General features: G+C 48.0%; 9 protein-coding genes. All 9 read left to right on the forward strand.

Translation table 11 applies throughout. From position 1 onward, the window contains the following. The first annotated feature begins 263 nt into the window (after window positions 1-263). The 9 genes from MKY01_RS01140 (at window position 264) to MKY01_RS01180 (ending at window position 14,125) form a co-directional block, all read left to right on the forward strand. Window positions 264-3,047, forward strand: a complete 2,784-nt coding sequence (locus MKY01_RS01140; protein ID WP_127546427.1) for a glycoside hydrolase family 3 C-terminal domain-containing protein — start codon at window positions 264-266, stop codon at window positions 3,045-3,047. A gap of 186 nt (window positions 3,048-3,233) precedes the next feature. Beyond that, window positions 3,234-3,425: a hypothetical protein gene (locus tag MKY01_RS01145; protein ID WP_017691199.1), complete on the forward strand. Its 192-nt coding sequence runs from the start codon at window positions 3,234-3,236 to the stop codon at window positions 3,423-3,425. Window positions 3,426-3,874: 449 nt separating this feature from the next. After that, window positions 3,875-4,639: a copper homeostasis protein CutC gene (locus MKY01_RS01150; protein WP_127546430.1), complete on the forward strand. Its 765-nt coding sequence runs from the start codon at window positions 3,875-3,877 to the stop codon at window positions 4,637-4,639. Window positions 4,640-4,669: 30 nt separating this feature from the next. Next, window positions 4,670-6,130, forward strand: a complete 1,461-nt coding sequence (locus MKY01_RS01155; protein WP_127546433.1) for an alpha-L-fucosidase — start codon at window positions 4,670-4,672, stop codon at window positions 6,128-6,130. Between the two features lies 1 nt (window position 6,131). Continuing rightward, entirely contained in the window at window positions 6,132-7,913 is a 1,782-nt protein-coding gene (locus MKY01_RS01160) for a beta-galactosidase family protein (protein ID WP_282319719.1), read from the forward strand. 105 nt (window positions 7,914-8,018) lie between these two features. Further along, window positions 8,019-8,885 carry a sugar phosphate isomerase/epimerase gene (locus MKY01_RS01165; protein ID WP_339285048.1) on the forward strand — a complete coding sequence of 289 codons (867 nt, stop codon included), beginning with the start codon at window positions 8,019-8,021 and terminating at the stop codon, window positions 8,883-8,885. A 293-nt stretch (window positions 8,886-9,178) separates the two neighbouring features. After that, entirely contained in the window at window positions 9,179-10,237 is a 1,059-nt protein-coding gene (locus MKY01_RS01170) for a Gfo/Idh/MocA family oxidoreductase (protein WP_339285050.1), read from the forward strand. A gap of 1,000 nt (window positions 10,238-11,237) precedes the next feature. Beyond that, entirely contained in the window at window positions 11,238-12,650 is a 1,413-nt protein-coding gene (locus tag MKY01_RS01175) for an alpha-L-fucosidase (protein ID WP_339285052.1), read from the forward strand. Between the two features lie 530 nt (window positions 12,651-13,180). Then, a complete protein-coding gene (locus tag MKY01_RS01180; RefSeq protein WP_223868815.1) occupies window positions 13,181-14,125 on the forward strand; it encodes an ABC transporter permease subunit in 945 nt (314 codons plus the stop codon). Window positions 14,126-14,132: the final 7 nt, after the last annotated feature.

A 14,132-nucleotide genomic window follows, 5' to 3' on the forward strand; every position in this document is an offset into this window, starting at 1 on the left:
AGTAATATAAAATCAAGAAAAGTCACGGACAACAGGTGTCCGTGGCTTTTTATTATGCTGCTAATCCTGGACATTTTTTAATAATATATATAAAGCACAAATCTAATTTAATTTCTTCTATAGAATCTGTTAATATGAGACTATGTACAAGTGAATCTACCAGATCATAGAATATCTTTTATATCAAATGAGCGTACGTTTTGTTAGTTCATTTTATATATAGCGATTCGTAGATATGGGGATGACAATCAGGAGGGAAATCATTGAGCACACATCAAATCGGAGTTCCATTGGAAGGGTTTGCAGAGTTTAGTCGTACGGTTGCCGCAGAAGGAGCCGTTTTACTCAGAAATGAAGGCCAAGTGCTTCCACTTCGTGAAAACGAAAACGTTTCAGTTTTTGGACGGATTCAAGTCAATTATTATCGGAGCGGCACGGGTTCAGGCGGTAGTGTTCATGTGGCGTACACAACGAATCTATTGGATGGTCTGCGCAGCAAAAAGAATATAACGGTCAATGAAGAGCTGGCAACTGTCTATGAGAAGTGGATTGAGGAAAATCCATTTGATGATGGCGGAAAAGTATGGGCGGCCGAGCCATGGAATCAGAAAGAAATGCCTTTGACGGATGAACTTGTTGCACAGGCTAGAAGCAAATCCAGCAAAGCCATTATCGTGATTGGACGTACAGCAGGAGAAGACCAGGATAATGCGGATGCGCCAGGAAGTTACCAACTGACAGAAGATGAGAAAGCGATGTTGAAGCAAGTTACTTCGCAGTTTGAACACACAATCGTTGTGCTGAATGTCTCAAATATCATCGACATGAGCTGGTTAAACGAAACGTATCTACATCCGATCCAAAGCGTAATTTACTCCTGGCATGGCGGTATGGAGGGTGGTAATGCGATTGCCGATGTGCTGGCGGGGGACGTTACACCAAGCGGTAAACTGACAGATACGATTGCATATTCCATCGAAGATTACCCTTCGACAAGCAACTACGGCAATGAGTTCAAGAACCTGTATCAGGAAGATATCTATGTAGGTTATCGTTATTTCGAAACGTTTCGACCTGAGCGCGTTCACTTTGAATTCGGTTACGGCCTGTCTTATACGACGTTTTTGGCCCAACACGAAGAAGCAAAATCAGTGTCCAAAGACGGCGAAACCTACATTGAAGTTCGTGTAAATGTGACCAACTCAGGTACAACATATGCTGGCAAAGAGGTTGTGCAAGTCTATTATGAAGCACCACAAGGCAAACTGGGACAACCGGTGAAGGCTTTGGTGGCTTTTGGTAAAACAGGATTGTTGCAGCCGGGCGAGTCAGAACTTCTGACGATCAACTTCCCAATCCATGCCATGGCATCTTACGATGATGCAGGCGTTACAGGTCTTGCTTCCGCGTACGTATTGGAAGAAGGCACATACCGACTGCACGTAGGAACCAGTGTGAAACAAGCGCAGCATATCAGCATTGATGGCCAGGATGGATATGTGATTGAATCCCTTCAATTAGTGGAGCAACTGCAAGAAGCGATGGCCCCAACTGAAGATTTTACACGAATGAAACCAGGTTCGCGCAAGGAAGATGGATCTTATGAACTGACTTATGCAGAAGTACCGAAACGTAAGATATCCATGGCGAACCGGATTGAGCAGAATCTCCCGCAAACGCTGGAGCAGACGGGCAACCAGGGCCACAAGCTGAGTGACGTTAAGGCTGGCAAAGTAAGTCTGGAAACCTTCATCGCTCAACTGAGTGATCAGGATCTGGCGGCGATTGTCCGTGGCGAAGGCATGAGCAGTCCGCTCGTTACTTCGGGGACGGCATCTGCATTTGGTGGTGTCAGCGACAGCCTGTTTAACTACGGTATTCCGGTAGCATGTACGGCAGATGGCCCGTCCGGTATTCGTATGGATAGTGGCGAGAAGGCAACACAGGTATCCATTGGTACGTTGCTTGCCGCGACATGGAACAAGGATCTTGTTGAAGAGTTGTACGTGATGGAAGGACAGGAATTGCTGAGAAATCAGGTAGATACCCTGCTCGGACCTGGACTCAATATCCGCCGGAGCCCGCTCAATGGCCGGAACTTTGAATACTTCTCCGAAGATCCACTGATCTCGGGTGTATTTGCCGCAGCATGTACGAAAGGTATCATGAAGGGTGGTTCCAATGCCACACTGAAACACTTTGCCTGCAACAACCAGGAGAAACACCGCAGTAAAGTAGATGCTGTTGTGTCCGAACGTGCACTGCGTGAAATTTACCTGAAAGGGTTCGAAATCGCTGTAAAAGAAGGCGGAGCCAACTCCATCATGACTTCCTACAACCCGGTTAACGGGCACTGGGCGGCATCCAATTACGACCTGAACACCACAATTTTACGCGGCGAATGGAATTTCGAGGGAATCGTAATGACCGACTGGTGGGCGGATATGAATGATGTGACCGAAGGTGGAGAAGCTGATCGCAAATACACCAACTGGATGATTCGTGCCCAGAATGATCTTTACATGGTTGTACCGAACTACGGCGCAGAGATCAACGGCTGGGGCGATAATACGATTGAATCCTTGGAAAATGGAACATTGACTCGCGGAGAACTGCAACGCTCGGCGATTAATATCTGCAAGTTCATCATGAATGCACCGGTGTCCGGCAGAAAACATGAGATTGTAGAGAATATCGCTTCTTTCCAAGCGAATGCATCCCTATCTGCTGCACAAGCTCAGGCGCTGGTTGAGAACGCACAGGTGAAACCTGCGGTAGCTGAACCCGTCTACATGAAAGTGGACGAGGCAGGTCATTATCGGATTATCGTACAGATCATGTCCCCTGAGCCGGAACTCGCTCAAAGTGCATGTAACCTGCTCCTGAATGATCAGTTGGTGACCACCATTCAAACGAATGGTACGGAAGGTAAATGGATCAGACAGAAACTTGTCAAAGTAGATCTTGAAGCAGGACTGTATGAATTGAAACTGGACTTCACCAAACCAGGTCTCCAGATTGATTGGATCGAATTTAAGCAGGTGTAGAAGATAATCGGAAATATCAGGTGATAAGAGCAAAAAGGTTTTTCTGTCATTCAAAGCAGAATACGTTGGTATATGACAAAGGACACTGTACGCGGGTGTCCTTTGTTGTAACACAGAATAGCTACTGTTATGATAGTGTTATGAGATTCGTAGTTCTGAACAATGGGGTCAGGGGTGTTGCGAGGAATGAGAAATTATAATTTTTTGAGTCCAATCCTGCTGGTTGTGGTGGCGCTTATTGTAAGAGGCCTGGTGACTAACCTGGGAGTTCTTTTCGGACTATCACAAGAAGTGGCGAGTAATATTGCCATGATAGCCATGATTATTGCTGCACTGATTATGTTTAATCGAATGACGAAGGCTCGGCGTAGAAAATAGAAAAAGCTCGGATAACCAGAAGGTTATCCGAGACACGAAGACATCCTCCGGGTGTCTTTTTTGTATTGACGTTCTGATCCTAACGTTTTAGACTATTGCTAATTGATAATAACATTATAAATAACAAAAATAACAAAAATCATCAAACAAAGTATATGATGTCCGTTGCACTCTCTATTTGCTAGCCCATTCCGGTCCCCAAAGGAGAACCCATTCATGAAGATCATTGCCCACAAACAATATATCTTTCAGGAAGGTCAGCCTATTCGGATTGCGTTCCGGGAAGCTGACCGTCGCCCATAATGATGAAGAAGGACCGTAGGAGCGCTGATGAAGCGTTCAATCGGTCCTTTATGTCATGGATCAAGCTGTGTGCAGTTCGAGAGATGTGTATCGATACGGGTTAACGGTTCTGGAATAATCTACGATGAAGTGAAGGGAGCGACCTTATGGAAAGACAGCCTGTATTGGAAGTCATTGCTGTGAATGTGGAAGATGCCAGAGCAGCTGAGGAGGGAGGGGCTGATCGGATTGAGCTGGTGTCTGCGATGTCTGAAGGAGGACTTACGCCCAGTTATGGTGTCATGGAGCATGTGGTGTCCCAGGTATCCATTCCGGTGTATGTCATGATCCGTCCGCATAGCCGCTCGTTCCGCTATAGCGCAGATGACATCCACGCCATGACCCGGGATGTACGCGTGGCGAGGGAACTTGGAGCCGCTGGCATTGTGATCGGTGCCCTCACCGGAGCTGGTGAAGTCGACCTCATATCCTTGCAATCATGTATGGCCGAAGCTCAGGGTTTGGGCGTTACGTTTCATCGTGCAATTGATGTGAGCACAAGCCTGACTGAGGCGCTCAAGGCCATTAACACATTGGGCAACGTGGAGCGTGTGCTTACATCGGGAGGGAAACAGACAGCGCCTGAAGCCATACTGGAACTGAAACAGCTTCAGCAATTGGGGCAAACCTTGAACATCGCTGTCATGGCAGGGTCGGGGATCACCATAGAGCGGATTCAAAAGCTAGTGAGTCAGACAGGTATTACGGAAATCCATATGGGATCAGGCGTGAGGTACAAAGGCAGCTTTAATTATCCCATTGATCCACATTTGGTTGAAGAAACCAAGCAGCAGTTATTGCTTGCGTCACATCCATTCATGGACAGTAGTGCACTGAGTAGTGGTCCAAGCAAGGGTGGTCCAATGATATAGGGATGCGCTAAATAAAAGGAGTGATACGCCATGAATCGTGAACTGCAACCAGCCGAATGGATTAAGTCCGCAGCACAGGTCAGCCCATCCGAACGGCAGCTGAGATGGCAGGAGATGGAGTTCTACGCGTTTATTCATTTTACAGTAAATACATTTACGGATCAGGAGTGGGGCACTGGGGAGGAAGACCCGGCGATATTCAATCCTTCTGAACTGAGCGCGGTGCAATGGGTGCAGGCGTGCAAGGCTGCGGGGATGAAGGGGCTGATTTTGACATGTAAGCATCATGATGGATTTTGTTTGTGGCCCAGTCAGTTTACAGCGCATACGGTCGCGGCTAGTCCGTGGAGGAATGGTACGGGGGATTTGGTTCGGGAAGTCGCCGATGCCTGCCGTGAGGGTGGGTTGAAGTTTGGCGTGTACCTGTCTCCTTGGGATCGTCATGAAGCCACTTATGGAGATTCGGAGAGGTATAACGAGTTTTTCCTCCAACAGTTGCGCGAGCTGCTTACGAATTATGGCGACATCTTCTGTGTATGGTTTGATGGTGCATGTGGTGAGGGTCCGAATGGCAAAAGGCAGGTCTATGACTGGGACGCCTATTATGCGCTTATTCGTGAACTTCAGCCTGAGGCTGTCATCTCGGTATGTGGCCCGGATGTTCGCTGGTGTGGCAATGAGGCAGGGCATACACGGGAATCGGAATGGAGCGTTGTGCCAGCGCATATGCAGGATAATGAGAAGATTCAGGAGCAATCACAACAGGTGGATGATGGTGAGTTTGCCACAAGGATCAATACGCAGGACAGTGATTTGGGAAGCCGGGAGGTCATTCGTTCCCAAGGTGAGCAACTGATCTGGTACCCTGCAGAGGTGAATACCTCGATTCGCCCAGGATGGTTCTATCATGCCAGTGAAGATGATCAGGTCAAAACACTGGAAGAACTGCTCGCCGTTTATTACGGCGCAGTTGGAGGCAACGCCACCTTTTTACTCAATCTGCCACCGGATACGCGTGGTCTCATTCACGAAACGGATGTGGAGCGACTACAGGAATTGGGAGATTCTCTACGTACTATTTTTCAGGAAAATTTCGCCTTGCAGGCGCTGGTAAAAGCATCGGAGACGATGGATGAACAACATGCCGTATCGGAAGTGCTGACGGAACGACGGGATACGTATTGGTGTCCTCACGAAGGAACAGAGCAGGCTTGGATCGAGCTGGATTTGCAGGAAGAAAGATCATTTGACCGGGTGGTGCTGATGGAACATATCCAGACAGGTCAACGGATTGAGCGTTTTACACTGGAGTTACAGACGGCAGATGGTGGTTGGGAAACGTTCTACACGAGGACGGTGGTGGGGTATAAGCGAATTTGCTGTTTCCCACAGGTCACATCGAGAAAGATGCGATTAAGCATTCATGAATCCAGATGGTATCCTACGTTGTCCGGGTTAGGCATATATCTGAGCGAGCGGGGAGGGTTGTAACATGGCGGTGCTGACGTATAAAGGTTCACAATTTATGTATGATGGTGAGCCCATTCGGATTTTGTCGGGTGCCATCCATTATTTTAGAGTGGTCCCCGAATATTGGGAGGATCGGTTACTCAAGTTGAAAGCCTGCGGTTTCAATACGGTGGAAACGTATGTGCCGTGGAATGTCCATGAGCCGCAGCCGGGTCGGTATTGTTTTGAAGGCATGGCTGATCTGGAACGTTTTATTCGCATTGCGGGAGATGTGGGTCTGCATGTGATTGTTCGTCCAAGTCCTTATATATGTGCCGAGTGGCAGTTTGGCGGATTACCTGCCTGGCTCCTTGCTGATGATGAGATTCGTCTGCGGTGTAATGATTCAAAATTTCTGGCGAATGTGGATCGTTATTATGATGTGCTTTTGCCCAAATTAAAACCCCTTCTTAGCACCCATGGCGGACCGATCATCGCGATGCAGATTGAAAATGAGTACGGCAGCTTCGGGAACGACGCGAGTTACCTGCGATATTTACGTGAGGGCATGGTGAAGCGCGGTATGGATGTGTTGTTATTTACCTCGGATGGACCGACAGACCACATGCTGCAAGCGGGATCGGTGCCAGGACATCTGGCTACGGTTAATTTTGGATCAGGAACGGAGGGAGCGTTCGCCAAGCTGCGTGAATATCAAGCGGACGAACCTTTAATGTGCATGGAGTATTGGAACGGCTGGTTTGATCACTGGGGTGAGTCGCATCATACCCGGGAAGCCGCAGATGTGGCTGGTGTGTTTGAAGAGATGCTTCGAGCAGGAGCCTCGGTTAACTTTTATATGTTCCACGGTGGAACAAACTTTGGATTTTATAACGGGGCGAACTGTCAGCAAAAGGATCAATACGAACCAACGATTACAAGTTACGACTATGATTCACTGCTTAGTGAATCGGGGGAGCCGACAGCGAAGTTCCATGCGGTGCGTAATCTTATTGATCGGTATAGCAATGAAGATCTGGGTGAGCTTGTGATGCCAGAATCGAAGGGGACCATCGCTTATGGGCGGGTGGAGTTGACCCAACAGGCGTCATTACTGGCGCAGATGGACCGGATATCAGCCCCGGTGCAGCGTACGAATCCGGAACCAATGGAGAAGCTGGGTCAGGATTATGGCTTTATTTGTTATCAAACCCGAATATCCGGCCCAAGGGAGCGACAGGAACTGGTGGTTCAGGAGGTGCATGACCGTGCGCTTGTGTTTGTTGATGGGCAATTTCAAGGTGTGTTCGAGCGGGGCAATACGGAATTATTGATTTCCTTTGAAGTACCGCCAGAGGGCGCAGAACTATTGATCCTTGTCGAAAATATGGGGCGAATTAATTATGGTCCATACCTGAGAGATCCGAAGGGGATTACGGAGGGGGTACGACATGGCTTTCAATTTTTATATGATTGGACGATTCATTGTCTGCCATTAACTGATCTGTCGGGTTTACAATTTAGTGATGTGATTAGCGAGGCAATTAACGAAACAGTTAATGAAGTAAAGGGACCAGCATTTTATCGAGAAGAGTTTAATATCACGAATGTAAGAGATACTTTTCTGCGTCTGGATAGCTGGACCAAGGGAGTTGTATTTGTAAACGGATTCAATCTGGGGCGCTACTGGAATAAAGGACCGCAAAAAACGTTATATGTACCAGCCCCGCTCCTTCGTGAAGGTGAGAATGAAATCATGGTATTCGAGCTTCATCAGACGTCTGAACTGGCCGTAACGTTTGTAGATACACCGGATTTGGGCTAGAAAAAGGAAAATTGGTGAGCCAAACGATTAATGAGAATTGTCGTGTCCGCCGGAAAAAGGTATACGTTGGGTATGGACACGTCCTAAAGGAGAGGATGAGGAAAAATGAAAGTTGGACTCAGCACCTACAGTCTGCAACAAGCATTGGATCGCAAAGAATTAAACGTACCAGATGCCATTCGTTGGATCGCCGATCAGGGCGGGGAACATGTGGAGATTGTACCGATGGGATTCAGTCTGATCGATAATCCGGAGTTGATTGATGAGATTAAAGCTGTGGCAAAAGAGGTCGGGATCGACATTTCCAATTACGCCATCGGCGCAAACTTCGCTGTTCAGGAGGACGCCGAAGCGTTGGAGCAAGAGATCCAGAATGTGATGCGACATGTGGATGTGGCTGCTGCGCTCGGCGTGAAGCTGATGCGTCATGACGTGGCTTTCCGCCCTGCACCAGAGGGAACTGTAGCACAGTTCGAGATCGACCTAACGGTACTGGTGAAAGCCTGTCAGCGGATAGCCGATTATGCAGCGGATTTTGGAATCACAACAAGCGTTGAGAACCATGGGTACTATGTGCAGTCGAGTGAGCGAATTCAGCGTTTGTTACACGAAACGGCGCGGAGTAACTTTAAGACCACGCTGGATGTCGGCAATTTCCTCTGTGTGGACGAAGACCCGGTGAGTGCCGTGAAAAATAACATTCCGTACGCGTCGATCGTGCACGCCAAAGACTTCTACTGGAGACCTTCCTACCGGAACCCCGGTGAAGGCTGGTTCCAAACCTCGCATGGCAATTACCTGCGCGGTGCCATTGTGGGCCATGGCGATATCGACATGCCTAAGGTATTCCGTGTATTGAAAAAATCCGGGTATGACGGATATATCTCGGTTGAATTTGAAGGCATGGAGGATTGCAAAACCGCCTCACGCATTGCCATGGAAAACGTCCGCCGCCTATGGGAAGAGGCATAGGGCTGAGTACTTGTTTTAAATGAAATATGACTTGTTACGTATGGCTCAGACAGAAAGTTAGTTCAGTCAGAAAAAGTAGTGGAGGGGGCGAAATCGATTCTGAAGAAACGAAGCTAAAAGCTTTCTGCAAGAAAGCTACTTCGTAAGCATTAACTCGCCTTTATCACAGGATTTCCCCTTTTGAGAAAGAGGATTAAAGAAATCTGGAGATAAGAGCGATCGGAAGAACGATTCGCAACCGGAACGTCTACCTGTTGGACGTTAATTATTTTATTTATGGAGGAATCAGCACTATGCCCAAATTGAAAGTCGCCGTTATCGGTGCCGGATCCATATCCGATTGCCATTTGCAAGCGTACGCCAGTAACCCGGAGGTTGAAATATACGCCATCTGTGACCTGAATGCAGTACGTGCCACTGAAGTCGCGAAGCAATATAATGCACCTCATGTGTTTACCGATTATAAGGAACTGCTCGCAATGCCCGAAATTCATTCCGTCAGCATCTGTACATGGAACGACTCCCATGGGGAGATTAGTATTGCTGCTCTGGACGCGGGCAAAAACGTGCTGTGTGAGAAACCACTATGCCAAACCGTTGAGGATGCGCTCGAAGTAGAGAAGGCCGTTCACCGCAGCGGAAAGCTGCTTCAGGTCGGTTTTGTTCGCCGCTATAGCGACAATGCACAAATTCTGAAGAAGTTTATCGACGAGGGTGAACTGGGCGAGATCTATTATGCCAAAGCCTCCAGTCTGCGTCGTCTAGGCAATCCGGGTGGCTGGTTCTCGGATATCAACCGCTCCGGCGGCGGCCCGCTGATCGATATCGGGGTACATGTGATCGACATATGCTGGTATCTGATGGGCAGACCGAAGGTGAAATCCGTCTCCGCTAACGTATCCAATCGATTAGGAAACCGCTCGAACATTAACAATCTATCGTTCTACAAAGCAGCGGACTATGATGCAGAACAGAACACCGTTGAGGATATGGCAAATGCCCTGATTCGTTTCGAGAACGGCGCAAGCCTACTCGTGGATGTCAGCTTCACGCTCCATGCCAAAGCGGATGAGACTTCGGTCAAGCTATATGGCGACAAAGGCGGTGCCGAGCTGGAGCCGGAAATTTCGATCATAGGTGAGAAATTCAATACCATTTTGAACATGACCCCACAGGTAGATTTTAAATCCTTCGATTTTATGGGATCGTTCCGCAATGAAATCAACCATTTTATCGATAGCACACAGGGCCGCAAAGAAACACTTAGCCCCGTCGAAGACGGCGTCGAAGTGATGAAAATGCTCTGTGCCATCTACGAATCGGCACGCCAGGGCCGCGAAATCACGCTGTAAAGGTAGGATTGTATTTCGTTGATACTTTACTGCTCCGTTTCATTAAAAGTTATGAGCACTTCGCTCCTTTTCAATGAAAAGCTCCGCTCCGAGCAGGTATGATTCGTCCTCTCCGCTTGCGGTTGGAGCAGAGCATGGAGCGAGCGCTAACGAATCTCAGACATCTTATTTAAGGATTCGGAGCGCTAGCAGAAATCTAAGGAACCTGACACACGCTATATCAGAATAAACAGCAGTTTACAGCGTTTTTACCACCTAATTTCGGGAAATAACGTGTCTGATGTTCCTTACAATTTAAAAAGAGGAACAAAAGGCTAAATAAGACGCCCTGTGTTCCTTAGAAAATTCTCTACCTATTCACCAGGATAAACGGGCTTGGATTTTAAGACGTTTTAAACGCAGACATCCATCATCGTATATCTTCCCTGAACTGAAGTTGAAGACACATCCTTTAGAGACTTACCGTTTACGCTATAACAGAGAGTGCAGAACCAATCCAAAACAACGAATCGCACTCTCTCTGATCTTGTATTCCCTATAGAAACGAGGGAAATAAGGGGTCCATAGTGATTGGAGAGGGCACCGCAATCGCAACGACGGACAGACTAACCCTTTATAGGTTAAGCGCATCGTTTACACCAAAAAGGAGAACGCAAAACCAATCCAAAACAACGGAGTGCACTTTCTCTACCCTTGGATTTCCCTATAGGAAATCGGGGGAAATAAGGGGTTCCATAGTGATTGAAGATGGCACCGCACTCGAAATAACAAAGTTACTACGCCCCTTAATAGTTAAACTAGCGTTTACGCCAAAACGGAGAGTGCAGAACCAATCTGAAGAAGCGAAGCGCTCGCCTTTATCACTGGATTTCTAACAATTATACAGTGAAATAAGAGAAATCTAGGGATAACAGCGATCGAAAGATGGTACTGCACTCGGAGTGACCAGGCGTAACATGCATGGTTTATCTTTTATCCAATCCAGAGGAGATGAAACAGGATGAGCGAAACCAAAGAAACCGTACTGGAGCAGGAAGAGCAGATTGTCGAAGCCGGCGTGCACAATTTTAGCAAAGAGGACGAGTGGATCAAACCGGAGGACCCGCTACTGAATGAGCGGTTGGAGTGGTTCAAGGATCAGAAGCTGGGGTTGATGATGCACTGGGGGCCGTATTCCCAGCTTGGCCTCGTGGAATCCTGGGCGCTGAGCGATGAGGACGGCGATTGGTCGCGCGATGACATCGACTGGACGGATGACATGGAAGACTTCAAGCGGGAATATTTTGATCTGAACAAAACCTTCAATCCGATTCGCTTCCAGCCTGAGGAATGGGCACAAATGGCGGCAGATAACGGGTTCAAATATTTCCTGTTCACCACCAAGCACCATGACGGTTTCTGTATGTGGGATACCAAGACGACGGATTACCGGATAACGGGCAAGGACACGCCTTTTCATACCCATAAGTATGCGGACATCTGTCGAGCATTATTTGATGCATTTCGGGCCAAAGGACTGGGCATCTCAGCGTATTTCTCCAAAGCGGACTGGCATACCCCGTATTACTGGGCACCGGGCATGGAGCGTGGACGTCATATGTGGCGCGGCCCGTCGTATGATCCCCATAAGTATCCCTGGCTGTGGGAGAAATTCGTGGAGTTCACACATGAGCAGATCATGGAGCTGCTGACGAATTACGGGCGAATCGAATGTCTGTGGCTGGATGCTGGATGGGTGCGCGAAGGTCGCCATGGTCAGGATATCAGGCTGGGAGAAGTCGTGGAACGGGCGCGTCAGACCACACAACCTTGGCTTCTGTCCGCAGATCGCACCGTGGGTGGGCCGTATGAGAATATCGTTACCCCCGAGCAGACCATACCGGAACATCCGATGAACATTCCATGGGAGAGCTGTATTACGGTGGGGAACTCCTTTGCCTTCGGATTCGATGATCAGTATAAAACGGGAAGACAGCTGGCACATATTCTACTTGAAGTTGTGTCCAAGGGCGGTAACCTGGCGCTGAATGTAGGTCCACAACCCGATGGGCGTCTGCCAAAAGGGGCAATTCGAGGCATCAAGGGCCTCGGTGAATGGTTGGGTACTCATGGAGAAGGCATCTATGGAACCCGGATCTGCGGGCCATATTTTACGAAAGATTGGGCCTTCACTCAGAAGGAAGAGATCAACACCGTATATGCCTTCCGTTTGTACCGAAACGAGAATGATACCGTACACCCACAGTTGGTCATTCCTTATCTGGAAAAGGTAGAGCGGATCGAACTCATCGGTAGCGATGACGTACTTTCGTATCAGCAGACAGAAGACGGGCTTCTTGTGGATCTACCACAATCCGCTGCAACGAGTGAAGCTCCGATCACACATACGTTCAGATTGGTCACAAGCGCATAGAGGTTGTTCAAAAAGTCCCCAATTGATCACGAAGTAAACCACGAAGCGAACTCGACATCGAATCTTGCGTTCACCTTCGGAGTCCGGTGCTCATGTAGGTTTGCCTACACTCCGCTCCTCCTCCTTCAGGCTCTCGCAACCTTCTCGGTGCTGAATCGTTAACTTTTTGAACTTGCATGTAAGAATGCCATGTCAATTCCGGGGGAGATATAACCACCTCCGGAATTTTTTTATTCATACATAAGGGACACAATTCCCAATAGAAACGGCTCGCAATCGCTTGTCACACAAGGGTTTGTGGAATAAAGAGAAGTCGGAGAAAATTGCAAATTGATAAAAGTTTATCGGGCGATGTACTATCAAATCAAGAAAGCGCTACCTGATATGAATGTTTACATCATGTTTGTTAAACAAGGAACTAGGAACAGAAAAAAGGATGTTTAAGGGATGTAAATGTAATGTATTATTACACTTGAGGTGTAGAAGGAGTGACGCAAATGAGTCGAGCTACGGAAAGCATACCCGCCAAGATGGAACTCCAACAGAGGAAACATGTGGAGCCCAAGCGGCAGCATCCATTCATCAAAAGCCTCAAGAAACACTGGGAACTCTACCTGCTCGTGTTGCCCCCGGTATTGTATCTGTTAATCTTCAAGTACATTCCTATGGTGGGTGTCCAGATCGCCTTCAAGGACTTCAGTGTAGTCAAAGGAATCTGGGGAAGCCCGTGGGTCGGATTCAAACACTTTGAAGCCTTCTTCCAATCTCCAAACTTCTGGCTGTTAATCAAAAACACGATAGGCATCAGCTTTTATTCCTTAATTGCCGGTTTCCCCATTCCGATCCTTCTGGCGCTGGCGCTGAATGAGATTCGAACGGGTTACTTCAAAAAGACTGTGCAGATGGTCACTTACGCTCCGCATTTTATCTCAACGGTTGTTATGGTATCCATTATCATTCTGATGCTCTCCCCGCATGTGGGCGTAGTAGACAAGCTGTTCACACTGCTCGGCTTCCCGATGACGAACTTCATGGGTATTCCGGAATACTTCAAATCGATCTATGTCTGGTCAGGTGTGTGGCAGGGCATGGGATATTCATCAATTATATATATCGCAGCTCTTGCTGGTGTTGATCCATCTCTCTATGAAGCAGCAAAGATGGACGGCGCATCAAGGCTTCGGAAAATATGGCACATCGACCTCCCGTCGCTCGTTCCAGTCACCGTTATCATGCTGATTCTGAGTCTGGGCAGCATTATGGGCGTGGGCTTTGAGAAAATATACCTGATGCAGAATCCACTCAACACAAGCGCTTCGGAGGTCATCTCCACGTATGTGTACAAGGTGGGTCTGATCGGGGCGAATTTCAGCTTCTCCTCGGCAGTAGGGTTCTTCAACTCCATTATCAACCTGATCCTGCTGGTTATCGTCAACGGCATATCGCGCAAAGTATCCCAGAACAGCTTGTGGTAAAGGAGGA

Origin of the sequence: Paenibacillus sp. FSL R5-0486, from assembly GCF_037975155.1 — a bacterium.
Classification (GTDB): Bacteria; Bacillota; Bacilli; order Paenibacillales; family Paenibacillaceae; genus Paenibacillus; species Paenibacillus amylolyticus.